The 25,745-nt window shown below is 43.0% G+C and carries 25 protein-coding genes and 2 pseudogenes; 9 read left to right on the top strand and 18 right to left on the bottom strand.

What is annotated here, in order from left to right; genetic code table 11:
• The first annotated feature begins 1 nt into the window (after window position 1).
• Genes ACP69Y_RS12965 through ACP69Y_RS12935 form a run of 7 tightly spaced genes read left to right on the top strand, consistent with a single transcriptional unit; the run spans window position 2 to window position 5,801 of the window.
• A complete protein-coding gene (locus ACP69Y_RS12965) occupies window positions 2-325 on the top strand; it encodes a 4-methylmuconolactone methylisomerase (RefSeq protein WP_425918778.1) in 324 nt (107 codons plus the stop codon).
• A 32-nt stretch (window positions 326-357) separates the two neighbouring features.
• The gene (gene catC / locus ACP69Y_RS12960) at window positions 358-636 is read left to right on the top strand and encodes a muconolactone Delta-isomerase (protein ID WP_126037351.1); all 279 of its coding nucleotides are present in this window, start codon (window positions 358-360) and stop codon (window positions 634-636) included.
• A gap of 34 nt (window positions 637-670) precedes the next feature.
• Window positions 671-1,933: an acetyl-CoA hydrolase/transferase family protein gene (locus ACP69Y_RS12955; RefSeq protein ID WP_425918777.1), complete on the top strand. Its 1,263-nt coding sequence runs from the start codon at window positions 671-673 to the stop codon at window positions 1,931-1,933.
• Between the two features lie 11 nt (window positions 1,934-1,944).
• Window positions 1,945-3,138 (top strand): acetyl-CoA C-acetyltransferase, encoded by a 1,194-nt coding sequence (locus tag ACP69Y_RS12950; protein ID WP_425918776.1) that lies wholly within the window; start codon window positions 1,945-1,947, stop codon window positions 3,136-3,138.
• Between the two features lie 36 nt (window positions 3,139-3,174).
• A complete protein-coding gene (locus ACP69Y_RS12945; RefSeq protein ID WP_425918775.1) occupies window positions 3,175-4,077 on the top strand; it encodes an MBL fold metallo-hydrolase in 903 nt (300 codons plus the stop codon).
• Window positions 4,078-4,133: 56 nt separating this feature from the next.
• Entirely contained in the window at window positions 4,134-5,477 is a 1,344-nt protein-coding gene (locus ACP69Y_RS12940; RefSeq protein ID WP_425918774.1) for an OprD family outer membrane porin, read from the top strand.
• A gap of 27 nt (window positions 5,478-5,504) precedes the next feature.
• Complete coding sequence (locus tag ACP69Y_RS12935; protein ID WP_425918773.1) at window positions 5,505-5,801, top strand: YciI family protein; 297 nt, start codon at window positions 5,505-5,507, stop codon at window positions 5,799-5,801.
• A 60-nt stretch (window positions 5,802-5,861) separates the two neighbouring features.
• Here the strand turns inward: ACP69Y_RS12935 and ACP69Y_RS12930 are convergent.
• From ACP69Y_RS12930 to paaA, 17 genes and pseudogenes are all read right to left on the bottom strand, one after another.
• A pseudogene (locus tag ACP69Y_RS12930) lies at window positions 5,862-6,008 on the bottom strand (IS5/IS1182 family transposase); the annotation flags it as partial.
• Window positions 6,002-6,623 (bottom strand): annotated as a pseudogene (locus tag ACP69Y_RS12925) (sulfite exporter TauE/SafE family protein); the annotation flags it as partial. The pseudogenes ACP69Y_RS12925 and ACP69Y_RS12930, both read right to left, overlap by 7 nt.
• A 46-nt stretch (window positions 6,624-6,669) precedes the next feature.
• A complete protein-coding gene (locus ACP69Y_RS12920; RefSeq protein ID WP_425918772.1) occupies window positions 6,670-7,161 on the bottom strand; it encodes a flavin reductase in 492 nt (163 codons plus the stop codon).
• A gap of 126 nt (window positions 7,162-7,287) precedes the next feature.
• Window positions 7,288-8,316, bottom strand: coding sequence for a methionine synthase (locus tag ACP69Y_RS12915; protein WP_425918771.1), 1,029 nt, complete (start codon window positions 8,314-8,316; stop codon window positions 7,288-7,290).
• 60 nt (window positions 8,317-8,376) lie between these two features.
• Window positions 8,377-9,384: a DUF1852 domain-containing protein gene (locus tag ACP69Y_RS12910; protein ID WP_425918770.1), complete on the bottom strand. Its 1,008-nt coding sequence runs from the start codon at window positions 9,382-9,384 to the stop codon at window positions 8,377-8,379.
• 744 nt (window positions 9,385-10,128) lie between these two features.
• The gene (locus ACP69Y_RS12905) at window positions 10,129-10,728 is read right to left on the bottom strand and encodes a gamma carbonic anhydrase family protein (protein WP_425918769.1); all 600 of its coding nucleotides are present in this window, start codon (window positions 10,726-10,728) and stop codon (window positions 10,129-10,131) included.
• Between the two features lie 28 nt (window positions 10,729-10,756).
• Window positions 10,757-11,698: a phenylacetic acid degradation operon negative regulatory protein PaaX gene (paaX, locus tag ACP69Y_RS12900; protein ID WP_425918767.1), complete on the bottom strand. Its 942-nt coding sequence runs from the start codon at window positions 11,696-11,698 to the stop codon at window positions 10,757-10,759.
• Window positions 11,699-11,761: 63 nt separating this feature from the next.
• Window positions 11,762-13,054, bottom strand: coding sequence for a phenylacetate--CoA ligase PaaK (paaK, locus tag ACP69Y_RS12895; protein WP_425918766.1), 1,293 nt, complete (start codon window positions 13,052-13,054; stop codon window positions 11,762-11,764).
• 60 nt (window positions 13,055-13,114) lie between these two features.
• Window positions 13,115-14,326, bottom strand: coding sequence for a 3-oxoadipyl-CoA thiolase (gene pcaF, locus ACP69Y_RS12890; protein ID WP_425918765.1), 1,212 nt, complete (start codon window positions 14,324-14,326; stop codon window positions 13,115-13,117).
• A gap of 11 nt (window positions 14,327-14,337) precedes the next feature.
• Window positions 14,338-15,891 (bottom strand): 3-hydroxyacyl-CoA dehydrogenase, encoded by a 1,554-nt coding sequence (locus ACP69Y_RS12885; protein WP_425918764.1) that lies wholly within the window; start codon window positions 15,889-15,891, stop codon window positions 14,338-14,340.
• Window positions 15,892-15,894: 3 nt separating this feature from the next.
• A complete protein-coding gene (gene paaG, locus ACP69Y_RS12880; protein ID WP_425918763.1) occupies window positions 15,895-16,686 on the bottom strand; it encodes a 2-(1,2-epoxy-1,2-dihydrophenyl)acetyl-CoA isomerase PaaG in 792 nt (263 codons plus the stop codon).
• Window positions 16,686-17,456 carry an enoyl-CoA hydratase-related protein gene (locus tag ACP69Y_RS12875; protein ID WP_425918762.1) on the bottom strand — a complete coding sequence of 257 codons (771 nt, stop codon included), beginning with the start codon at window positions 17,454-17,456 and terminating at the stop codon, window positions 16,686-16,688. Before ACP69Y_RS12875 ends, paaG begins: the two co-directional genes overlap by 1 nt.
• A 40-nt stretch (window positions 17,457-17,496) precedes the next feature.
• The gene (gene paaE, locus ACP69Y_RS12870) at window positions 17,497-18,555 is read right to left on the bottom strand and encodes a 1,2-phenylacetyl-CoA epoxidase subunit PaaE (RefSeq protein WP_425918761.1); all 1,059 of its coding nucleotides are present in this window, start codon (window positions 18,553-18,555) and stop codon (window positions 17,497-17,499) included.
• A gap of 64 nt (window positions 18,556-18,619) precedes the next feature.
• Window positions 18,620-19,120, bottom strand: a complete 501-nt coding sequence (gene paaD, locus ACP69Y_RS12865) for a 1,2-phenylacetyl-CoA epoxidase subunit PaaD (RefSeq protein ID WP_425918760.1) — start codon at window positions 19,118-19,120, stop codon at window positions 18,620-18,622.
• A 28-nt stretch (window positions 19,121-19,148) separates the two neighbouring features.
• A complete protein-coding gene (paaC, locus tag ACP69Y_RS12860) occupies window positions 19,149-19,904 on the bottom strand; it encodes a 1,2-phenylacetyl-CoA epoxidase subunit PaaC (protein ID WP_425918759.1) in 756 nt (251 codons plus the stop codon).
• A gap of 17 nt (window positions 19,905-19,921) precedes the next feature.
• A complete protein-coding gene (paaB, locus tag ACP69Y_RS12855; RefSeq protein ID WP_004279183.1) occupies window positions 19,922-20,212 on the bottom strand; it encodes a 1,2-phenylacetyl-CoA epoxidase subunit PaaB in 291 nt (96 codons plus the stop codon).
• A 31-nt stretch (window positions 20,213-20,243) separates the two neighbouring features.
• The gene (paaA, locus tag ACP69Y_RS12850) at window positions 20,244-21,188 is read right to left on the bottom strand and encodes a 1,2-phenylacetyl-CoA epoxidase subunit PaaA (protein WP_425918758.1); all 945 of its coding nucleotides are present in this window, start codon (window positions 21,186-21,188) and stop codon (window positions 20,244-20,246) included.
• 261 nt (window positions 21,189-21,449) lie between these two features.
• Here paaA and paaZ point away from each other — a divergent pair, with 261 nt between their 5' ends.
• Complete coding sequence (gene paaZ, locus ACP69Y_RS12845; protein WP_425918757.1) at window positions 21,450-23,564, top strand: phenylacetic acid degradation bifunctional protein PaaZ; 2,115 nt, start codon at window positions 21,450-21,452, stop codon at window positions 23,562-23,564.
• Between the two features lie 192 nt (window positions 23,565-23,756).
• Window positions 23,757-25,196 carry a spinster family MFS transporter gene (locus ACP69Y_RS12840; RefSeq protein WP_425918756.1) on the top strand — a complete coding sequence of 480 codons (1,440 nt, stop codon included), beginning with the start codon at window positions 23,757-23,759 and terminating at the stop codon, window positions 25,194-25,196.
• 208 nt (window positions 25,197-25,404) lie between these two features.
• On the opposite strand, the gene ACP69Y_RS12835 is transcribed toward ACP69Y_RS12840, so the two are convergent.
• Window positions 25,405-25,671, bottom strand: coding sequence for a hypothetical protein (locus ACP69Y_RS12835; protein WP_425918755.1), 267 nt, complete (start codon window positions 25,669-25,671; stop codon window positions 25,405-25,407).
• Window positions 25,672-25,745 lie beyond the last annotated feature (74 nt).

Below are 25,745 nucleotides of genomic sequence, written 5' to 3'. Positions count from 1 at the left end.
TATGATCCGTATTCTTTATTTACTTGCTAAACCAGAAGACATGAGTAAAGAAAAGTTTGATCAAGAATGTCTACGACACTTTGAAATGTCAGCCGGTATTCCAGGTTTATATAAATATGAAGTTCGCTTGATTGCTTCAGAACCGACCGATATTCATGTTCCCTTCTTTGATGTGCCGGGTGTCGATGCTATTGGAGAATGCTGGTTCGAAAATGAACAACAAATGCAAGTTTATATGGATTCAGATGTTCGTAAAGACTGGTTTGAACACGGCAAGACTTTCATTGGCAAGTTGAAGCCATTTATAACCAAAGACGTTATATAAAATTTTTAATTCAAATATTAAGGACAATCAAAATGCTTTTTTGTGTAGAAATGACCGTCAAAATTCCACTAGATAGCGATCCTGCAAAAATGGATGCAATTAAACGCGCTGAAAAAGAACGTGCTATTGAGTTGCAGAAAGCAGGCAAATGGCCACATTTATGGCGTGTTACAGGTAAATATTCCAACATCAGTATTTTTGATGTGGAAAGCAATAATGAATTACATGACTTATTGATGAGTTTGCCTTTATTTCCCTATATGGAGATTAAAGTGACGGCATTATCTCAACACCCCTCTTCAATTCACTAACGCTGAATACCTTTTAAGATCAAGGATGGTCATCATGGAAAAGATATACGATATTTCTCAGCTTGATTTATCCAGCTATGTTCGACATGGTGATCGCGTGGTATGGGGTCAGGCTCAAGCTGAACCCATACCGCTTACTCAAAATTTAATTCAAAATCGTAAAAAAATTGGGAAATTTAAAGTTTTTTTAGGCATTAGCCAGTTTCCTACTTGTCTACCGGAATACTCCGAACATGTTGAATATCTTAGCTATTGTGGTGCAGGATATAATCGGACACTGGCGCAACATCAGGTTTTAGATATTTTGCCTGTGCATTATTCACAACTTCCCCGTTTAATCGAAAATCAACAGCTTAAATTAGATGTTGTATTGATTCAGGTTTCTGCAGCAAATGCTCAAGGACAATATAGCTATAGTTTGGCACAAGACTATTTAAAATCCGCCCTTCGACATGCTCGAACTGTGATTGCGGAAGTCAATCAGCAAGCACCTTGGGTGTATTCAGATCAATATTTAACTGAGGCTGATTTTGATGTGATGGTGTATACCGACCGAAAAATCGAAGCACAAAAGAGTGCTGACCATTCAGCAACCACTCAAAAAATTGCTCAAAATGTTGCCTCCTGCATCCCCGATCATTCAACTTTACAACTGGGAATCGGCTCCATTCCCGAAGCCATTATGCAAGCTTTAGATCATCATCAACATCTAGGCATCCATTCTGGCATTATTGGTGATGGTGTTACCGACTTGATGCAAAAAGGGGTAATTACCAATCAGAAAAAAAATATTGATCCTGGAAAAACTATCACAGGTTTAATTGTTGGTTCTTCTAAACTACATCAATTTGTTCATCAAAATTCAGCAATTGAACTCCGTTCAACCGAATATACCCATCATGCTGCGACTCTTGCTGCCATTCAACAATTCATTGCGATCAACTCGGCAATTGAAGTTGATTTAACAGGTCAAGTAAATGCTGAGATTGCCAATAAAACCTATGTGGGCGCTGTGGGTGGAGCTTTAGACTTTATTCGTGCAGCCAATCAATCCTATGGTGGGGTTTCAATTATTGCCCTGCCTGCTTCCGGGAAAAGTTTCAGTCGTATCGTTTCTCATTTGCAGGGCCCTGTCTCTACGCCTCGCAGTGATGCCGGACTAATTGTGACTGAATATGGCATTGCAGACTTACGTGGTTTAAGCCTGCCGCAGCGTGTTGAAAAAATGATATCTATTGCAGCCCCTCATTTTCAAGAAGAACTTGAGCAGCAAGCCATCGATCTAAAATTAGTTTAAAAGGAATTGAAATGAAAGACGCTTATATCGTCAGTCCGCTACGTACCCCGATTGGTAAATTCGGTGGCGCACTTGCCTCTTTAACCGCGGTTGATCTATCTGTTAGAGTCATTCAATCCATCGTAGAGAAAACTGGATTAGATACCCACAGTTTAGATGAAGTCATTATTGCCCAGTCTTATTCATCCAGTGAAGCACCTTGTATTGGACGCTATGCGGCTTTAGCTGCGGGTCTGCCAGTTGAAGTTCCCGGCTATACATTAGATCGTCGTTGTGGTTCAGGCTTGCAAGCACTTATTAATGCAGCCATGACCATTCAATCTGGACATGCTGAAGCGATTATGGTGGTGGGTGTGGAAAGCATGAGTAATATTGAATATTACTCCACCAATATGCGCTGGGGAAGTCGTGCAGGGAATGTGACCATGTTTGACCGACTGGAACGTGGTCGTGAAAGATCTCAACCAGTTGAACGTTTTGGTGTAATTTCGGGTATGCCTGAAACTGCCGATAATCTGGCGCGAGACTATAATATTGGTCGTGAAGAATGTGATGCTTTCGCATTGGCGAGTCATCAAAAAGCACAGCAAGCTTGGGATGCTGGTAAATTTAAAGATGAAGTGATTCCGCTTGCAGTAAAATCTAAGAAAGAAACCAAAACCATCGATTTTGATGAAGGCATTCGTGCAAATAGTACTATTGAAAGTCTAGCTAAACTGAAAACCCTATTGCCAAATGGTGTCACCACAGCAGGCAATTCAAGCCAACAGAATGATGCCGCAGCAGGTTGCCTCATTGTCAGCCGTGAGTATTTAGAAAAGCATCATTTACAACCGATTGCCAAAATCATTGGTTGGAGCTCAGCTGGTTGTGATCCAAGTCGAATGGGTATTGGTCCAGTTCCGGCAGTAAATAAGCTACTTAAAAAAGTAGGCATGAGCCTTGAAGAAATAGACCTGATCGAAATTAATGAAGCCTTTGCAGCTCAAGCTTTAGCAGTGATTAAAGGTTTAAATATTAGCGATACGTCTAATATTAATGTGAACGGTTCAGGAATTTCTCTGGGTCATCCTATTGGCGCCACGGGACTTCGCATCATGACGTCTTTAGTACACGAGATGAAACGTCGTAATGCACGTTACGGTTTAGAAACAATGTGTATTGGTGGTGGACAAGGTTTAGCTGCCCTATTTGAACGCGTTTAAGTATTAAGTTAAATAATATTTGTTAAGGAGTGACTCATGATTGAATCAAGAATGATTGGTGAAGTAAAAGTAACCCGTATCCATGAATATGCTGGCCCGAGCCATGATCCAAAATTTTTATTTCCGACAGCAGATCAGAGTCTGTTAGAAGAGCATAAAGGTATGCTGGCACCGCATCATTGGATTCCTCATATGAATAAACTGATTGTCAGTATTCAATTTTGGGTAGTTCATGCTGGTAACAATATTATTGTGATTGATACCGGTGTTGGTAATTTCAAACAACGCCCAGAAATTCCCCGTATGCATATGCTGAATAACCTAATTACCGAATGGATGACTGCTGCTGGCGCACCTCCCGAAAAAGTAACTCATGTGGTCATTACCCATTTACATTCTGATCATGTTGGCTGGAATACCATCTGGAAAGACAACCGCTGGACACCAACATTCCCGAATGCCAAATATTATTTACCTAAAGAGGACTTTGATTTCTGTCATCAGGGTAAAAATAAAGAACCTGGCGTGATTGATGTTTTTGGCGACTCTTTCTTTGATAGCGTGATGCCTGTCTATAACGAAGGCTTGGTTGAATTTATTCAGCCCCATACTGAAATTGCCGATTGCTTAGTTGTAGAACCTGCACCCGGGCATAGCCCAGGACAAGTTACTTTTCGTGTCAGCTCTCAAGGAGAAGAAGCGATTTTTTGTGGCGACGTATTCCACAGCCCACTACAAATTGTTCGCCCCGAAATCAATTCAGGCTATTGCATTTGGCCGGATATCGCTCGAAAAACTCGACTTGAATGTTTAGAGCGTGCCGTGAGCCGAGAAGCTTTACTCTTGCCTGTACATTTTGGTGATCCCTACTGTGGTTATATTCGTAAACAAGATAATGGATTTATCTTTGAACCTTCAGACACATGGGCTCGCGTTTAATTCGCTCATCCAGCTTTCTGGATAATTGTTTGTAATACCTAAAAGGATTTTTAAAAATGAAAAAACCAGTAAATAAAAATTTACTGGTTATGAGTACGCTTTGCCTATTCATAACCAGCATCAACACGGCTCAGGCTGATTTTATTGATGACACAAAATTTAATGTGCTCGCAAAAAACTATTATTTCAATCGTGACTTTCGTAAAGGCGAATACAACTCTGCAGGTCAAAACGCTCAATTACCTGTATCTGAACGTAAAGGTTACCGTGAAGAATGGGCCCAAGGTTTTATTGCCAATATGGAAACAGGTTGGACAGATACAGCCATCCAATTTGGCTTGAATGGCTATGCACTGGTTGCTTTAAAACTCGATAGTGATGGCTATCGAACCGGTACAAACAACTTAGAAGTGGACTCAAATGGCGAACCGAAATCAGCGACTGCTGAATTTGGTGGCGCATTACGGGCAAAATATAATAAAACCGAAGCTTTGCTCGGGAATCAATTCCCTAATAATCCTATTGTTGGTACTAATTATTCTCGCCTACTTCCCTCTATGTCGACGGGTTTATCGATAAAGGATAATAGTTTTGATCACATCAATTTAGATTTTGGTTATTTCACCCAAATGAGTCCTGTTGACTCAACAGACCGTCTGAACTATTTCAATACCGATTATAACAATGGAATTCAAGGGGATTACGTCACTTATTTAGGGGCCACCTATAAACTTGATAATATTGAAACGTCTTTATATGTGTCTGAATTAGAAAATGTCTGGATGCAATATTATTTAGGTGCAAAATATAAACATCAAATTGATACTCAATCAGGTTTCAATCTACAAACCAATAACTATATTAACCGAGATACCGGTGATGCCACGGGCGGAAATATCAGTACCGGTCTGGTTTCCTTAACAGGAAGCTATAAATTATCCAACCATAATTTCAGTTTAGCTTATCAACAAGTTTTAGGTGATGAACCTTTTGACTGGATCGGCTTTAGAAATAACGGCGGGATTGCCACTATTCCTAATAGCGTACAGTTTGCAACATTTACCGAAGCCAAAGAAAAATCAGCTCAGGTGAAATATGAAATTGACTTCTCACCTTATGGTGCTGAGGGATTATCCTTCATGACTCGGTATTTATATGGCTGGGATATGGATACTACGGGTAGTAACAACAAACTGTATACCAAACGTCATATTTACGATCAAAATATTGAGAATAAACATTGGGAAAGAGATATCGAATTACGCTACAAAGTTAAGCAAGGCTTTGCAAAGGATCTTGATATTCGTCTTCGTCAAGCCACTCATAGGTCAACTACAGGCTATAGATATGGAAATATTGATGAATTCCGTTTAATTCTTGAATATCCATTTTCTTTCTAATAAAACTTTATCTGGGAGAAAATTAAAATGCCTTATGTTATAGAAACCTGGGACAAAACAGATCACCAACATCTTAGAAAAAAATTAAGACAAGAGCATTTAAATTATTTAAATCAAAATCTTAAATTTCTTTTATCCTGTGGTGCAAAATTGGATGATAATGGTCAAGACTTAGGAGGTGGAGTCTATATCATTGATGTAGATACACGAGAAGCTGCTCAAAAATTTATTGAACAAGATCCTTTTTTCATTGGTGGCTTATTTCAAAAAATCAAAATAGACGGTTGGCGAAAAGCCTATTTTGATGGCAAATTTTGTCTGTGAATAAAGACATACAACGAGGGTAGGCTTAAGCCTGCCCTCATTCGCTATTAGGGCGTGTCCTCATTTTGCTTTGCCCCAAATAAACAAGCAAGCCAAGAACAACATGGACTTATAATTTCGAGCTAACTTTTCAAAAAGAGTGGCAATACCACGAAAATGTTTTAAGCGAGCAAAGGTATTTTCAACGAGATGCCTGAAACGATAAAGCCAACACTATTAGGAATATTGACTTGCTCCTTCATACCAAAAAGCATAAATCCCAATGTACCCGCAATGGCGATCGGTAAACCGCATGCTGCTGATGTTCTAACAGCTTTTTGCATGACCACGCCATGACAATTCAGATGAGGTACACGGTTAAGCTACCGCCTCCAATTCCAAATATTGCTGAAGCCACACCTATCCCTGCACCTGCACCAACTTGCGTAGGGGTTGATGGTAATGATTTATTGGTATCAACAGCCTTTTTGCACCCATCTACATGTTATAGGCAACCCAAATCAAATACATGCCAACAATTAGCTGAAGATAACCCCCCGATAGCCAACGCCTACAAAGCATCCAATCACCATTCCCAGTGCTAGATTTTTGAATATAGACCGATGACTACACCATTTTATGGTGAGCCATGAGTGAACTAATAGAGGTTACAACGATTGTCGCTAATGAAGTACCTAAGGCCATCTGCATAATGACATCAGCATCAAAACCCAGTTGGGTGAAGACCACCTATAAAAGTGGCATGATGATCGTTCCACCGCCCACCCCAACCAGCCCAGCAGCAAATCCTGCGAGTGCGCCGATGGCTAAAAAACAATTAATTCCACGACATACTAATTAAGAATTTTAGGATAAACAAAAAGACAGATTAAGCGACTTCCATTTCACCCACATGATGATAAGCACGATTAAAATAAACCAAACTTTCATCTTGTTGATTTTGTTTGATTGCAACAACACGACATATAAAAATGCTATGCGTTCCGACTTCTTGAATTTGCTCAACCTCACAATCAAAACTCACCAAAGCATCTTCTAAAACAGGTGCACCCGTTTCTAATGTTGTCCAAGAACCCTGTTTAAAGCGCTCTTCTGAACTCATTTTCGATGCGAATGCATTGGATATCTGTTCATGCTGTGCGCTCAATACATTTACACTTAAAATTTTATTTTCAATAAAATGTGTATGTGACCGAGATGCCTGATTCATGCAGACCAACAATGTCGGTGGTGTATCTGTGACACTACATACCGCAGATGCAGTAAATCCATGAAGACCAGATGCGCCTGCTGTGGTTACGACATTGACCGCAGTCGTTAACAAAGACATTGCATTTCTAAAGTCAGTTGCTTCAATCATCACTTAAATCCTAAATTTGACTATAGCTAGTCTCTCGATGGAACTAGGGCTACTTACTGATTTAATCAGATTTTTCTAATCAAACTAACAGAAGTAACCTTTCACACCTCTTGATATCGATAAGTACTAGACAGCAAGTTCTTGACGAACGATTTCGGCACCTGCACTTAAAGCATTCAGCTTGCCTCGTGCAACTTGGCGAGATAAAGGTGCCATACCGCAGTTGGTTGAAGGATAAAGCTTGTCAGCATCAACAAATTGCAGGGCTTTACGTAGCGTACTTGCAACTTCCTCCGGTGTTTCAATGGTGTTGGTTGCCACATCAATGGCACCGACCATCACTTTCTTACCGCGAATCAGCTCAATCAAATCCATCGGTACATGGGAGTTGTGACATTCCAGTGAGATAATATCGATTTTGGATTGTTGCAGCTTAGGAAACGCTTCTTCATATTGACGCCATTCTGAACCCAAAGTCTTTTTCCAATCAGTATTGGCCTTAATGCCGTAACCATAGCAAATATGTACCGCGGTTTCACATTTCAGACCTTCAAGTGCACGCTCTAAAGTGGCAACACCCCAGTCATTCACTTCATCAAAGAACACGTTGAATGCTGGCTCATCAAATTGAATAATATCCACGCCCGCAGCTTCTAACTCACGTGCTTCCTGATTGAGAATTTTGGCAAATTCCCACGCCAGTTTTTCACGGCTTTTGTAGTGACCGTCATATAGCGTATCAATCATGGTCATTGGACCCGGTAGCGCCCATTTAATTGGTTGATTTGTTTGGCTGCGTAAAAACTTGGCATCTTCCACAAACACTGGTTTTTGACGGCTGACTGCACCCACGACACTTGGCACACTTGCATCGTAACGGTTACGAATTCGAACCGTCTCACGTTTCTCAAAATCAACACCATCAAGATGTTCAATAAATGTGGTCACAAAATGCTGACGGGTTTGTTCGCCATCGCTGACAATATCAATCCCTGCATGCACTTGTTCTTGCAATGACAAACGTAAAGCATCTTGTTTGGCTTCTAGCAATTCTTCGCCTTGCAATTTCCACGGTGACCAAAGTTTCTCTGGTTCTGCAAGCCAAGACGGTTTCGGCAAGCTGCCTGCTGTTGAGGTCGGTAATAATAATTTCATGATCAGTATCTTCTATATTTCGTTTAACTTATTTATTTCGCTGAATTAAGTCGCTCGTTTTTAAGCCGCAATATTCTTTAAATCATGATTTTTAACTGTGTAACTTGCAGCCCATTGCTCAAGAATGTCTTGATAGGGTTTGATAAAGTTTTCTTCAGTCCACTTGCCTTGTTTTACTGCCAACTGGCCACGCTCTACTCGGTCATAATCAACAAGCGTGAGTGAATAATCCTGATAGTTCAAACTTGGTTGATACACTTGCCCTGCCGCAGCATTGGCATTGTAAATTTCAGGACGATAAATTTTTTGGAAGGTTTCCATGGTGCTGATCGCACTGATCAATTCAAGATCGGTGTAATCACGAGTCAAATCGCCGCTAAAGTAAAATGCCAAAGGTGCAACAGCATTTTCAGGCATGAAATAACGCACCTGTAAGCCCATTTTGTGGAAGTATCCATCTGTGAGTGAATATTCATCTTGCTTGTACTCAACGCCCAATACAGGATGCACATTTGCCGTACGATGATAGGTTTTCGTGGTTGAAACACTCAGGCAAATCACAGGTGCCTTATTAAAATTGGCTGAGTATGCCTCTGTATTCAATACATATTGGAACAGCTTGCCATGCAAATCACCAAACTGCTCTGGCGCCGCTGATGTCAATTTCTTGTTAAGATGTTCTGGCAATACCACGCTAAAATCATAATCACGTACATAAGATGAGAAGCTGTTGCCGATCATGCCATCAATACGTTGATTGGTTTTGTGATCCATAATCGTACTTTTCAACATTTCAATCACCGGGAAGGTATTGCCATCACCTGCAACATCCAGATCAAAAGAAATGATGTCGACTTCAATTGAATAACGGTCTGCTGTCGGGTTATCACAATGCGCCAAAGCGTTAAAACGGTTGTTCATCATGTTTAAAGTTTTGCGCAAGTTCTCTTGACGAAACTCACCGCGCGCCAAATTCGCAAAATTCGTGGTCAGACGTGTGCTATTTGCAGGATGATAGTTTTCATCGAAACGAATACGTTTAATTGAACATACAAACTCTTTACTCATGATGATCCGCTACCCTAATTTTTTTAGATAAAAACAAAATTTCTGTATGGGGTAATTTATACTTGAATCAGAACATGAATAAAAATGATTTGATCTCACGCAAAGATGAGAGAAATTCATGTTTATAAGTTTTATCATATGAATAAGGGAGGCAAGGTAGAAAAATGACTAACCAATCTTTAATAAGATAAATCAATTAAACCCGTGGGAAAGGGTTGAGAATAAAAGTTTAGCCATGGACTTATTAACTGCATGAAAAGCTATAAAAAACAATTACTAATTAAGTATTTTATCGAAATATGGCTAAAAGATACTTTTATAAAATTGACTTTTAAGTATATAAATTAAATTCTGTATTTGACTTGAAATTTTCTCCATGAGATTTTTATTCTGTTATTTAAGCAGGAAAGCAGCCCCTTTAGAATTCGTCTAAAATCACACATAATGAATTTAACTCATCTCAAGCTTAGAAAATATCAACATATTCCCCCTGCTTAATTTTATCCAAATAGCTAGAGCTAAGGGCTAGATACTCATCCTAGAGTTATGTCGAATAAACTTAGACTGATCAATAAAACGCTTTTCAAGTTAGAGCAATGATAATCATGCAGCTTCGTTCTAATGAAACTTATGGCCTGAATAAATCAACCCAATTAGGCAGATTTATATACCCAAATTGTCATTTAACCCGGGCAGCTTGAAAAAATATATCCGTTGAAATGTTGTTTTCGCTCCTCTTAAAAATCAACGGTTATGCTTGATGGCATGTTCCGCATTGAAGTGTTGATAGGTGAGCCGATCTGCTGAATCTTCTGACAAAGGCTCAACCTCATACATAGACGAAAGGCAGCGTTCTGCAAGCTGTATATACTGCTCGGTACCCTTGGTTTTCCATGCAATTTCTTTGGCCTCCAAGCTACGGATCACCTTGGCTGGACTACCAAGTGCCAGTGAATTTTCAGAGATCTTGGCTTTGGCTTTTACCGTGCTATTGGCACCAATAATGGTATTTTCGCCAATTTCTGCTTCATCTAGAATGACACTGTTCATTCCCACCAGCACATTTTTGCGAATAATACAGCCATGTAAAATTGCGCCATGTCCAATATGACCATATTCTTCCACTAAGGTCACACTGTCTGGAAAACCATGAATGGTGCATGAGTCTTGAACATTGGCATTTTTATGAATACGAATTCCACCAAAATCGGCTCTTAAGGCCGCGAAAGGACCAATATAGACCCCGGCCTCAATCACGACATCACCAATCAGCACCGCAGTCGGATGAACATAAGCTTGAGGACTGACAACAGGGATCACACCATCTATGGCATAACAAGGCATCGTTTTATTCCTTTAAAATCTGATTGCTTTAATAGCTAATTTCTTCCTGCCGCAAACCACCAAAGCGTTTATAAAACTGCGGATGTACAGGCGGCATGGAACCTTCTGAAGTTCGTGCGATATCCATGAAGAATTCTTCACCCGCAGCCACAACTGTTTGATACAAGTTACTGCTTAAGTTTCGGGCATTGATGGATAACCAGTTGGACGGCAATAACTCAAATGGCAGGTTTGGATCTTTTAATAAAATGCGACGATATTGATGAATCAGTAAAATTCGCAGTTGAAAGGCCTGTACCGGATCAAGCTCCTCTTCATTTTCGACTAAATGAAAGAACTCTCTAAACACACCGATGAATTTTTCATAACGCTGATGCAACTCCTGAACCGGCCAATTAGTCTCTACCATGCGTTTCACGGTTGGATAAGATTCTTGCCATAACAGTAAAGCTTCTGCCTTAAATACCACCACCTGCTCTGTCATTTTTAAATTTAACAGCAAGTTTTGCAGTTTGTGGTGATCGCAACCCGGATAGGCCATGACATTGGTAGCAATATTGGCAAAACCTAGCCATTCCAGTTCTTTTTTTAGTAGTAGTTTATTTTCCAGTTCAACCGAACTCAGCAGCACTAGATCCCATTTCTGGTCCCATTCCTGATGAGTAAAACTGTAAATTTTTTGGTCCGCCATAATGAAGCGCTGGCGGCTGCTTTCAGTCACCCGGTAATAACTGGTGCGGCCAATTTTCTCCGAGACCAGCCAGCCATTTTGAACCAGGCGAAACACGGCAGTACGAACGGATCTCTCGTTAAAACCAAATACGTCCATTAACTGAATTAAGCTGGCAAGACTGATAATACCACCGCGGTGAAAAATACAATCACCAAAGATAGTCATGATTAATGAAGTCCCGCTCAGTGCTTCATTGCGAATAAAGTCATCGATTATTTGTTTTAATTTCGGATTCATTTCGTTTAACTTTACCTTTTAAAGACTGGATGATAGACCATTTGGCTATCATCCAATAGAACTTCATGCAGACTTGCGGATATCAAACACACGTTGTGCCTTACCTTCAGAGCGTGGCAGACTGCCTTCTGGTAACACTTCCACACTTACACTAATACCCACCATAGTTTTAATCTGGCCCTTAAGCTGAGTCGCCAGCTGATGCGCCATAATATCACTACTATCTTTACGCATTTCAGTACTGATATGCAACGTATCCATATGTCCATGTTTACAAATATGGATTTGATAATTAGGGATGAGTTGCTGGATCTGTAAAATCTGTTCTTCAATCTGGGATGGGAATACATTCACACCACGGATAATCATCATGTCATCACTACGCCCGACAATTTTATCCATTCGGCGCATGGTTCGAGCAGTTCCTGGCAATAAACGGGTTAAGTCACGGGTACGATAACGAATCACCGGCATGCCTTCTTTGGTAATGGTGGTAAAGACCAACTCACCTAACTCACCGTCTGCCAACACTTCACCTGTTTCAGGGTGAATGATTTCAGGATAGAAATGATCTTCCCAGATGGTTGGGCCATCTTTAGATTCCAGACATTCCATCGCCACGCCGGGTCCCATGACTTCTGACAGACCATAAATATCCAATGCATTAATGCCCAGGCGTTCTTCAATCTCCTTGCGCATTTCATTGCTCCATGGCTCTGCACCAAATACACCGGTTTTAATCGAACAGTTTTTAGCGGTTCCAAATTTTTTCTCAAGCGCCTCAATAATATTCAGACAGTAAGATGGGGTGACCATCAATGCAGTCGGCTTAAAGTCATGAATTAGCTGAGCCTGACGTTCCGTCTGTCCACCTGACATCGGGATCACGGTTGCACCCAAGCGTTCAACACCATAATGGGCACCTAAACCGCCAGTAAACAGACCATAACCATAAGACACCTGAATGATATCCTTGCTAGTCAAACCGGCTGCTCGAAGAGAACGCGCCACCACGTCAGACCACACATTGATATCATTTTGGGTATAACCGACCACGGTAGGCTGGCCAGTGGTGCCAGAAGATGCGTGCACACGTACAATCTGTTCCTGTGGAACAGCGAACATGCCAAACGGATAGTTATCGCGTAAATCCTGTTTGGTGGTAAACGGGAATTTAGCCAGGTCTTCCAGTGATTTCAAATCATCCGGATGCACACCAGCATCATCAAATTTCTTTTTATAAACCGGACTGTTCTGATACGCATGCTGCAGGGTATTTTTCATACGCTGAAGCTGGACACTGCGTAACTCATCAACCGATACTGTTTCAATTTTTTCCATTGCATTGTTATTCATATTCTTACTCCTGACGCAGTCATCCTGACCACGATTTATTTCATTAATAGAATGATGTTGTTAATCCATATTTTCTAGAATCAGTGCAACTCCCTGTCCTACACCAACACACATGGTACAGAGGGCATATTTTCCATTACGACGTTTCAGTTCTTTCATGGCCGTGATCACCAGACGGGTGCCACTCATACCTAAAGGATGACCCAAAGCGATTGCACCACCATTCGGGTTAATTCTTGAATCATCATCTTGTAGACCCAGTTCACGAATCACGGCTAGCGATTGCGCAGCAAAAGCTTCATTTAGTTCAATCACATCCATCTGTTCCAGACTTAGACCCGTCTGCTTCAAGACTTTCTGCACGGCTGGCACCGGTCCAATGCCCATATATTTGGCTTCAACACCGGCACTGGCTGTCCCGATCACTTTGGCTTTCGGACGTAAACCATACTGCTCGGCAAACTGCTGATTCCCTAGCAATACGCAAGCTGCACCATCATTGACACCCGAAGCATTACCGGCGGTGACTGAACCACCTTCTTTACGAAATCGTGTTTTTAAGGCTGACAGATTGTCCAGCGTAGTCTCTGCACGTGGGTGCTCATCTTGGGAAATGGTCAGGGTAGTTTTCTTCGAACCTTTGACCTCTACCGGCAGAATTTCTTCGGCAAAAATACCTTTCTGCTGTGCTACTGCTGTTTTCTGCTGGCTGTGATAGGCAAATAAATCTTGATCTGCACGGCTAATCTGGTATTTCTCGGCCACGTGCTCTGCAGTTTCCGGCATGCTGTCGACGCCAAACTGCGCTTTAAATTTTGGATTGATAAAACGCCAACCGATGGTGGTGTCAAAAATTTCTGGCGTACGGCTGAAGGCCGTGGTTGGTTTGGATTGTACAAACGGCGCACGGCTCATGGATTCTACCCCACCGGCCAAAATAAATTGTGCTTCACCCGATTTGATAGCACGTGCTCCCAGTCCAATGGCATCCAGACCTGAGGCACATAAGCGGTTCACGGTTAGCGCTGGAACAGATTCAGGTAGTCCTGCGAGTAAAGCCGCCATACGAGCCACATTACGGTTATCTTCACCGGCCTGATTGGCACAGCCTAAAATGACTTCGTCTAGTTCTGCCCATGGTAATGCAGGATACTGATCTTTGAGATATTGAATCGGTAGCGCTGCCAGATCATCGCTACGGATACTGCTCAGTCCACCGGCGTAGCGTCCGATCGGGGTGCGTATGCCATCAAAAATATAAACCTGTTGCATGATTCTTCCTTTTAGCCCGCGACGCGTAATGGTTGCTGCTGAGTTTTCTGTGCATGTCCCTGCACCGCTTTCTTTGCTAAATATATACTAGTTCTATAGCGATCTTCACCATAAATATGATACATATTTTCTAAAATTTGTAAAATTGTGTAATATCCAATTCTATCTGCCCAATCAAATGGACCACAAGGATAATTCACACCATATTTCATAGCAGAATCAATATCTTGTTCTGATGCAATATCATGCAATACGGCTTCACACGCTTCATTCACCAGCATGGCGATACTACGTATAACATAAAGACCTGGATGGTCCTTAGACCAAATTGGTATCACATTCATACCTATTAGGAATAGTTCTGCCGCTTGACGCTGTTCTTCACTACAAGCCGGTGATGCTACCACTGGAATCGCCTTAGCATTGCTCCAGTCTGCATGCCAGTCCATCAACACCACCGGGTCATGCGGATAAGCCAGTTCAACCGACTCTCCAAGCGATAAACGCAAGGAAAGATCACCAATCAGGATTTCATTCTGTTCTGCTACCTGAAAACTCAGTTCCACATGAGATGCCTGTTTTAAACGTTCAATCAGTGCTAATGAATGCAGCCATTCACCTTTTACCGTGACTTTGAGCTTATTCAGCAACTTGGCATAACACACTGGCAATTCATACACTGGTGCAGGCTTGGCCTGAGCGTAATCATAAAAACCCTGTCCAGACTTGCGGCCGTAACAGCCGGCATCGACCAGTTCTTTTTGAATCAAGGATGGGCGGTAGCGTGGCTCATAGAAAAACTCCTGATAAACACTTTGTGTCACCGAGAAATTCACATCCTGTCCAATCAGATCCGTGAGTTCGCACGGTCCCATGGCAAAGCGGCCACATTCGCGCATGATGTAATCGAGCTGTTCCGGTGTGGTAGCATTTTCCTGCAAGGCACGAAAGGCTTCGGCATAATACGGTCGCGCGACACGATTGACGATAAAACCGGGAGTCGATTTGGCCCGTACCGGAACTTTTTTCCAAGATGCCATCAGGGCAAATACCGCATCAGCAATCGCTGCTGAGGTTTTCAGTCCGCGGATAATCTCGACCAGTTTCATCACGGGTGCCGGATTAAAGAAATGCAGCCCAATCACCCGTTCCGGATTCGGAATAGCCGAGGCAATTGCGGTAATGGAAATCGATGAGGTATTGGAAGCAAAAATCGTCTGTTCCGGGCAAATGGCAGCAAGCTGTTGAAACAGGTTTTGTTTCACTTCTTTCTTTTCGACAATGGCTTCAATAATTAAGCCCGCATCGGCAAGCTGCTGAATATCCTCTGCCACAATCAGATTGGCGAAAGTACTTTCCAGTAATTGATGGGTCATTTTGCCATTTTGTACCCGCTTGCTGAGCTGTGCTTCTAAAGCACTTAAGGCACTCTGAACTTTGCTGCGATCAACATCAAACACATAGGTCGGATGCCCGTGCATGGCTGCCAGTTGCGCAATGCCAATCCCCATGGTCCCAGCACCGACCACAGCAACTTTTACTTGCTCTAAATTGATCTGTTGCATGATTTAGCATCCTTTATATTCAGGGGTACGTTTCTGCATAAAGGCTTGTACACCTTCTTTATAGTCACTCGATTGACCTGCCAAACGTTGTAAATCACGCTCCAGAATTAACTGCTGATCAAGATTATTGTCAGCTGCAGCATGAATGGCTTTTTTAATCAGTGACAGACCATAGGTCGGTTGCTTGGCCAGATGCTCGGCCATTTTGATGACCTCTATCTTTAATTGCTCATCTTCTACGACCTGCCAGATCATGCCCAGTTGTACTGCGCGTTCAGCCGGAATTTTATCGCCCAGCATGGCAAGGCCCATCGCCTGAGCACGCCCGACCAAACGAGGCAAGAACCAGGTACCGCCTGAATCTGGAACTAAACCTAGACGGCAAAAGGCTTGAATAAATGAGGCTGATTTTGCTGCAATCACAATGTCACAAGCTAAGGCAATATTGGCACCTGCCCCTGCTGCCACACCATTCACTGCACAAATTACCGGTTTTGGCATTTCGGTAATCAGCTTGATTAAAGGGTTGTAGTATTTTTCAATCGACAAACCCAAGTCTGGTGCATCAACATTCGGATCGACCACACGATCATTTAAATCCTGACCGGCACAGAAACCGCGACCTTCAGCTGAAATGACCACGGCACGAATCTGGCTGTCTTTGACCCAGGCCTTGATGACCTTGGAGACTTCCTGATGCATGGTTTCATTAAAGCTGTTGAGCTGTTTCGGACGGTTAAAGGTCAGATAGCCCACTGCATTTTTTTCTTCGACAATAATTGTTTGATAACCCATTACACACCTCTAAATTCTGGTTTTCTTTTTTCTAAAAATGCATTAATGCCTTCTTGGCGATCTTGAGTGGCCGCCAGCCAGACAAAATGTTGACGTTCTAGTTTCAGTCCCTGACTTAAAGTCACTTCATGAATCGACTTTAAAGACTGCTTGATGACACGAATAGCGAGCGGTGCCTGCTTGGCAATTTTTTCTGCCAGTTCCAGTGCGTATTGCACCGTAAGATCTGCCGGACAGATCTGGCTGCTAATGCCGTGTTGGAGTGCAGTTTGAGCTGAAATCATTTCACCGGTCATGGCCCAGCGCATGGTCAACTGCTGCCCGACTAAACGTGCCAGACGCTGTGTGCCACCGGCACCCGGTAACATGCCTAAACCAATTTCAGGCAAGGCAAACTGGGCATTGTCGCCAGTCAAGATCATGTCAGCATGCAAAGCCAACTCAAAACCCGCACCAAAGGCATAGCCATTCACGGCCATGATTAAAGGCTTGGAAAATTCATCAATTTTTTTCCAGAGCAGTGGGCGCTGGTCTTGCTGGATGCTCACCACATCCAGTTGTGCCAGTTCATTTAAGTCGGCACCGGCAGCAAAGCATTGCGTATTTCCAGTGATGACCACGGCCTTCACAGCAGCATCTGTTTCCAGGCCCTGCAAGCATGCTGCAATGTCTTGCAAGATGGCATTGTTTAAGGCATTGCGCTTTTCCGGGCGATTCAGCTCAATCAGGACTACGCCGGGTTTTGGTGAGCTGGTTTTAATATAGGTCATCCTTGAACTCCTGCTGTGCTCGGTGCGGTAAATTTAGGTTTTACTCATCAAAACTGAGTCGGACATTGGCCGTGGTTGGACGTGCCTGACAACTCAACACATAACCTTTTTGAATTTCATCTTCTTCCAGACTGTAATTCACAGCCATTTCAACTTGACCCTCGAGCACCTTACATTTACAGGTTGCACAGACGCCGCCCTTACATGCATATGGCAGGTCTGCCCCGGCACGTAGTGCAGCATCTAAAATACTGTCATCCTGTTTGGATACTTCAACAATCAGCTCACGACCATCCAGAATAATGTTGACGCGTTCTTCGCTACGGCTTTCCATCTGCTGGGCTGTTGCTTTCGGTACAGTCCCAGTATTGAAGCGTTCGGTATGAATTTTGCCGCGCTGAATTCCCCAAGTCGGCAATACCGTTTCCACCGCTGCCATCATTTCTTCAGGACCACAGGCAAAACAATGATCGGCTTCGGCAGAAATCAGATTGGCCCGAAATAACTGCTGTAATTTGTCCGCATCGATCCGACCGTTAAAAATGTCACTATCATTCAATTCACGTGAAAAAATATTCACCAGTTGCAGACGCTCTTTAAAACGGTCTTTCAGGTCCATGATCTGTTCAGAAAACATGGTCTGTTTCCAGGAACGGTTGCCATAGACCAGAGTGAAAGTCGCTTCAGGCTGACGGTTCAAGACCGACTTCACAATCGATAAGATCGGGGTAATCCCGCTACCTGCTGCAAAAGCTAAATAATGTTGACCGCCGACCTTGGCTGCTTTTTGAAAGAACACCCCTTGCGGCGGCATGACTTCTAAAACATCGCCTGCTTTCAAATGATCATTAGCCCAAGCGGAGAACTGACCCTGATCAATTTTTTTAATCGCAATACTCATATCTTCCCGAGTATCACTACAAATCGAATAGCAGCGACGTAGCTCGCCATCATCGGTTAAGTGGCGAATAGTGAGATGTTGACCTGGCTGATATTTAAATACATCCAATTGTTCAGGCGCGAGATCAAATGCAATGCAGATCGCCTGCTCTGTTTGTAGCTGAATAGATTTAATGGTTAACGGTATAAATTGGCTCATTGGAAAATCCCTCTTTCGTTTTGGCTCTTTCTTTTTTGTGTTCAGGCAGACGCTCAACGAAACATTAAATACATTTGAAATAGTCAAAAGTTTCTAGGCAGTCCCGACATTGATACAAGGCTTTACAGGCGGTCGAACCAAATTCACTTAATAATTTGCTGTTGTTACTTAAACACTGTGGACAGGTAATGCCGTCAGTTAAAGCGACATGGGTGCCACAGCTATGTGACTGACCTTGCGGTGGCGCAATTCCATACTGCTGTAGCTTGTATTTACCTGACTCACTCATCCAGTCGGTGGTCCAGGCTTCAGACAGGTCCACAATCACTTTGACTGGCGTCAAACCTTTGGCCTCGAAAGCTTGGGTAATTTCTGCCTTTAATACATCCGTGGCCGGACAACCGCTATAGGTCGGCGTGAGTCGTACCACAATTTCATCCTGCTGATTCAGCTCGACGCCACGAATCATGCCCAGATCTATCACTGACAATACCGGAATCTCTGGATCAGAAACCTGCTGCAAAACGTCCCAACATTGATCTTCTACGTGTCGAATCAGATTCATGCGACTCACTCCCTGTGATTGTGCCGAATTACCAGTTCATGTTTGGATATGAGCGCTGCATATATTGCAGTTCAGCCAAGACATAACCTAAATGTTCTGTATGTAAACCTTGTTTAGCACCACTACGATAAGCACCCAGCTCTGGCAGGGTTAATTCAAATCGAGCTAACTCGGCTGTAATGGTATCCAGCCACTGTGCTTTTAAATCTTCGATATTTGGAATTAAGCCGATGTCTACCAACTGTTTTTCATCAGCCGTCAGGACAAAAAGCTCTTCTGTAAAACGCCATAACTGGTTTAAGCCTTGCTGGGTTTTCTCATGCGCTTCTGCTGTACCTAAACTTAGGCGCTCCATCCAGGTGGTGGAAAAACGCTGGTGATATTTCACTTCTTTTAGTGACTTCACTGCAAAGGCCGCCAACTCAGCATGCTGGCTGTCACTTAAGGCAGTAAATAATAAAGCGTGATAATGATCCATCAACCACTGGCGGACCAAAGTCTGGGCAAAGTCACCATTCGGCTGTTCGCACAGCAGTAAATTACAGTATTCACGCTCTGTGCGGAAATAAGCCAGCTTGTCTTCATCACGGCCCAAGCCTTCCACTTCACCGGCCAGACTGAGTGCGGTACGTGCCTGACCGAGTAAATCCAGTCCAATATTGGCCAGTGCAATATCCAGCTCCAGCTCAGGTGCATGGCCGCACCATTCGGCTAGGCGATGCGACAGGACCAATTGACTGTCACCCACATGTAAAAGAAATTCTGCCAACACTTGATTCGTCATGATGTTCTTCCTCTTCCTTACATGTGCTCGATGCCAGCTGGAATATTATAAAAGGTTGGATGGCGATAAACCTTGTCCAAAGCCGGTTCAAAAAATTCTGCTTTTTCATCTGGCTGGGAAGAGGTAATCAATTCAGATTTCACCACCCAGATACTGATGCCTTCATTGCGGCGGGTATATACATCGCGGGCGTTTTGTAGTGCGACTTCCTCATCCGGTGCACGCAGACTTCCCACATGACGGTGACTCAGACCCTGTTTACTACGAACAAACACTTCATAAAGTGACCAGTTGTTTTTGTTATTCATGAGCAAATTTCCTTATATTGATCAAACTGTTTTAAGCAACTTTTTGCGCTTTTGCCTGTTGCTGCTGTTTTTGAGCATAAATTGCGGCTGAATCACGTACCCACTTGCCGCCTTCCCAAGCTTTGCGGCGTGCTTCAATACGCTCATGGTTACAAGGCCCTTTGCCTGCAAGAATCGCAAAGAATTCATCCCAATTGATTTCACCAAATTGGTAATGTCCAGTTGCTTCATTAAACTTGAGGTCTGGATCTGGAACCGTTAACCCGAGCTGTAAGACTTGCGACACGGTGTTATCGACAAATTTCTGACGTAGCTCATCGTTGCTGAATAATTTAATTTTCCACTGCATACTTTGTGCACTGTTCGGTGAATTATCATCACTTGGACCAAACATCATCAGTGCTGGCCACCAGAAACGGTTCACTGCATCCTGTGCCAATTGCTTTTGTTCTGGCGTACCGTTGGCCAGTTCCATCATGGCTTCAAAGCCCTGACGTTGATGGAAACTTTCTTCCTTACAGACACGCACCATGGCACGGGCATAAGGACCGTAAGACGTACGACACAGCGCAACCTGATTGACAATGGCTGCACCATCCACCAGCCAGCCAATCGCTGCAACATCAGCCCAGCTCAGGGTGGGATAGTTAAAAATGGATGAATATTTCATGCGACCGGCAATCAGTTTATCCATCATGTCGTCACGATCCGCACCCAAGGTTTCTGCAGCACTGTACAGATACAAAGCATGACCTGCTTCATCCTGGACTTTTGCCATCAGCACTGCTTTACGTTTCAAGGTCGGTGCACGGGTAATCCAGTTGCCTTCCGGCAACATGCCAACCACTTCAGAGTGTGCGTGCTGACCGATCTGACGAATCAAAGTCTTACGATAAGCATCCGGCATCCAGTCCTTCGGCTCGATGGAAATATCCTTTCCAATCTTTTGATCAAAGATTTGTTGTTGATTATTCATTGTTCCCTCACTTATCCCAAGTGTTGATACATTCAAATTAAAACGATACACAATTAAAATCAATACATATTTATTAGTATCATTTAATTTTTGCAGCATATTTTTAATAAACTTTTGTTTTTTATGTAGAAATAAATTTTATTTTATTGCTAATCATTTTTAAACACACATTTGTGATTGACATTTCAGTTTTTTAATCACAAATTATGAAACATCAAAATTAAAATACTTTTAAAAACGTATCATAAATGGAGTTTTACAATGTTAGAGTTAGATAGCGGCTCAAGCGCAATGGATTATCAAGATACTGAGGCACAAAATAATCCTATTTCCATCAAAAGCTTAAGCTCACTGATCTATGGTCAGGAATACACAGCTCAAGCCGATTTACGTACGGTATATCATGCCATTAGCGGTGATGCGGTTTACCAGGTCGGCAGTCAGGGCATGGATACCCAAGCCGTAGTGAATTATGCCAAACAAAAAGGCTCCACTATTGCCACATGGACTTTCCATCAACGTGCCAATGCACTAAAGCAAGTGGCACAGTATTTGATGGAACGCAAAGAAGAGTTTTACCAGCTGGCCAAGGCGACAGGCTGTACCCGTAAAGATGCCTGGATTGATATTGAAGGCGGGATTGGGACCTTATATGCCTATTCGAGTTTGGTGCGTCGCGAACTCAGTGATGAAACAGCGTTGGTCGAAGATGCCTGGATTCCTCTGTCTAAGCAAGGCAACTTTGGCGCCAAACATATTCTGAGTCCTAAAGCCGGTGTCGCAGTCCATATCAATGCCTTTAACTTTCCAATCTGGGGCATGCTGGAAAAAATCGCACCTACGCTACTGGCCGGTGTGCCTTGTATTGTCAAACCGGCAACGGAAGGTGCTGAACTGACCCACGCCGTGGTCAAATCCATTCATGAAAGCGGTTTCTTGCCAGAAGGTGCACTACAGCTTATTTGTGGTCAGATCTATGATTTATTTGATCATTTGAATCCTCAAGATACGGTGACCTTTACTGGTTCTGCTTCAACAGGGCAAAAACTCCGTTCCCATCCACACTTAAATGCCTACTCGATTCCGTTCACCATGGAAGCGGATTCAGTTAACAGCGCGATTTTGACAGCGCAAGCCAATGATGAAAGCATTGATTTATTTGTCCGTGAAGTCTTCCGTGAAATGACCAGCAAAGCCGGACAAAAATGTACCGCAATTCGCCGTGCGTTCATTCCGGCCGCACTTTTGGACACGGTACAGACTAGACTGATTGAAAAACTGAAAAAAGTCGTCGTAGGCGATCCTGCTCAAGAAGGCGTGAGTATGGGGGCTTTGGCCAGCGTAAAACAGAAACACGATGTCGCTGAAAAAGTTGAACAGCTAAGCCAGGATGCAGAGATTGTGTTCGGTAGTCACTTGCGTCAGGACTTTATTCTTCAGATCGAAAATCCTGAAAAATCAGCCTGCTATCCACCTACGGTTTTAGTCTGCACAGCGCCCGAACAGGCACAGCATATTCATCAAGTAGAAGCTTTTGGTCCGGTGGTGACTTTAATGCCGTATCATGATCTGGCTCAGCTTGCCGATTTGGTAGCACGTGGTGAAGGTAGCTTGGTCGCATCCATCATCCGTAATACTGATGAAAACATTGAGCAACTACTCAGTAAAATTGCTCCATGGCATGGTCGTGTCCATATTCTAGATGCGGAAAGTGCCAAAGAAAGTACCGGACATGGTTCTCCATTACCCTTACTGGTCCATGGCGGGCCAGGTCGTGCCGGTGGTGGCGAGGAACTGGGCGGTTTGCGTGCAGTCAAACATTATATGCAACGTACTGCGATTCAAGGCTCGCCAAATGCCATGACCCAAGTTGGTCATAGCTGGACCGCCGGTGCTCAAGTCTTTGAAGACCGCGTGCATCCTTTTAAAAAATCATTTGATGAATTGCGTATTGGTGAACGTTTGCTGACCGCACGACGTACCGTTACAGAAGCCGATCTGGTCAACTTTGGCTGTCTGAGCGGTGACTTCTTCTATGCGCATATGGACAAAATCGCTGCCGCGGAATCCCTGTTTGGTGAACGCGTCGCACATGGTTATTTCGTGGTCTCTGCCGCGGCCGGTTTGTTCGTCGATGCAGCGCCGGGTCCGGTAATTGCCAACTATGGCATGGACAATCTGCGCTTTGTAGAACCGGTGAAAATTGGTGATACTCTTCAGGTTGAACTGACTTGCAAGCAGAAAACCCCTAAAGCCTTACGCGATCCTGCACAGAAGCCACACGGTGTGGTGGTGTGGGATATTAAAGTGAAAAATCAGCGCAATGAACTGGTCGCCACCTATGATATTTTGACCTTGGTTGAGCGCGGCGAATAAGTTTAAATATTAAGAAAGGAATCATTATGATTCCTTTTTTTTGTATTTAAATATTATTTGTATCTCTTATCAAAAACTGATTGACGGCACGTTATTTAAACTCTAGATTAACAAAACACGATACAGTATGAAAATAATATATAAACTATAAGTATCAAATTAAAATCTCAAACAATCAGCACAGGATGTTGCATGATGAATGATAAATCGCTGGACATAGAAGTGGTTGAAAGGACGATTCAACCGCCGCATCAAAGTTTTGAGCCAACATCGCCAGAGACAAATTCACCCGTTTCGGAGCAGATTCAACCGCCACCAGAAAGCAGTACCTATCAATGGTACGTGGTGGTGATCTGTATGGTGGCTTACATTCTGTCATTTGTAGACCGTCAAATTTTATCTTTAATGATTGAGCCGATTAAAGCCGATTTAATGATCAGCGACACTCAGTTTAGCTTGTTGCAAGGACTCGCTTTCTCGTTGTTCTATGCCATTATGGGCCTTCCTATTGCCGCGCTAGCTGATCGAAAGTCCCGGATTAAAATTATTGCGACTGGTATTGCTTTCTGGAGTCTTGCCACTGCAGCCTGTGGTTTAAGTAAAAACTTCATTCAAATGTTTCTGGCACGTTTGAGTGTGGGTGCAGGTGAAGCCGCACTTTCCCCGGCATTTTATTCGATTGTCGCCGATTTATTTCCTAAAGAAAAATTAGGCCGTGCACTCGGTGTGTATGCGATTGGTGCCTTTATTGGTTCAGGTTTAGCTTTCCTGATTGGCGGCTATGTCATTGGCCTATTAAAAGACATCAGTTTCGTGGCTTTACCGGTGATTGGTGAAGTGAAGACCTGGCAACTCACCTTTATGATTGTGGGCTTACCCGGTGTATTGCTTGCGCTCCTCATGGTTCTGACGGTGCGTGAACCTGCTCGTAAGGGTATGAAAGTTGGTCAGGATGGTCAGGTTGTTAAGGCTTCCTTCAAGAATTCGATTGGCTTTATTAAGACTCATAAGAAGACTTTCTTCTGTCATTTTATTGGTTTTTCTTTTTATACCATGATGTTGTATTCACTTCTGGGCTGGGCACCTGCTTATTACATGCGTAACTTCGGCCTTGATGCAAGTCAGACCGGTTATATCTTAGGGAGCATCATTTTAGTGGCCAATACCTCTGGTGCCTTATTCTGTGGCTGGCTGATCGACTTTTTCTCTAAACGTGGATACAGTGATGCTGCTATCCGTGCCGGTGCAATCGGCTGTGCAGCCTTAATTGTTCCAAGCGTATTGTTTACCCAGGTCGACAACATGTATTTATCATTTGCACTGATATCTGTGGCTATGTTCTTCTCAACATTCCCGATTCCAGCATCTGCAGCCGCAACTCAAATGCTGACCCCAAACCAACTACGTGCACAAGTTTCTGCCAAATTCCTGCTTATCTCAAATATGATTGCCCTTGGTGTAGGAACCACCGCTGTTGCTTTAATTACTGATAAATATTTCCAAAACACCGTAATGGTGGGAAATTCCATTTCAATTGTGAATGCTTTCGCAGGTGTAATTGGAGTGTTTTTACTGTACAAAGGCTGTACATATTATCGAGAAAGCATGAAGGTTGAAAAACTGGTTGAATAAGATGATCAATGAAGTTTAATAAAACTTTCTTAGCTCCAATTTTAAAGCTTTAAATATTGGGTCTGTTGAGAATTAACGCGAGTTAATTCTCAACAGACCTTAGATCTGGGCTTTTTTAGAATCGTGTAATGACTAAAAACCCCTATAACTCATTCAAATGCGGCAAATCTAACCGTGCAATTTCAAAGGCTTCTTCAGCATTCAGTCCTCATGCTATCAGCATCAACTCTGCCACTTCAGTTCCCATATCACGCCACCCTTTATACCCTTCTAACACCATAAAAATGGAAGATAAAACTGTACCTGCAAGCATACTCATCATAGCTGTGATTTGATAACGTTGAGAAATGATTCCTTTAAGTCCCCAGCTCTGCGATACCGAATGCGCAGTAAATGCTATCGCCAAGATATCCAAACCCTTTATAGTATAAATCAGAATACAAATTGAAATGATTAACCACTGATAACGGGTCATGGGCGTGCTTTCAATTCAACCTTTTAACTCTGTTGTTGTTTTCATCACATCCTCCCTAATTCATTTTTTACCTA

Origin of the sequence: Acinetobacter sp. TSRC1-2 (assembly GCF_049895885.1) — a bacterium.
GTDB lineage: Bacteria > Pseudomonadota > Gammaproteobacteria > Pseudomonadales > Moraxellaceae > Acinetobacter.
Note: the sequence above shows the minus strand (reverse complement) of the source record. Positions and strands in the feature narration are given on the sequence as shown.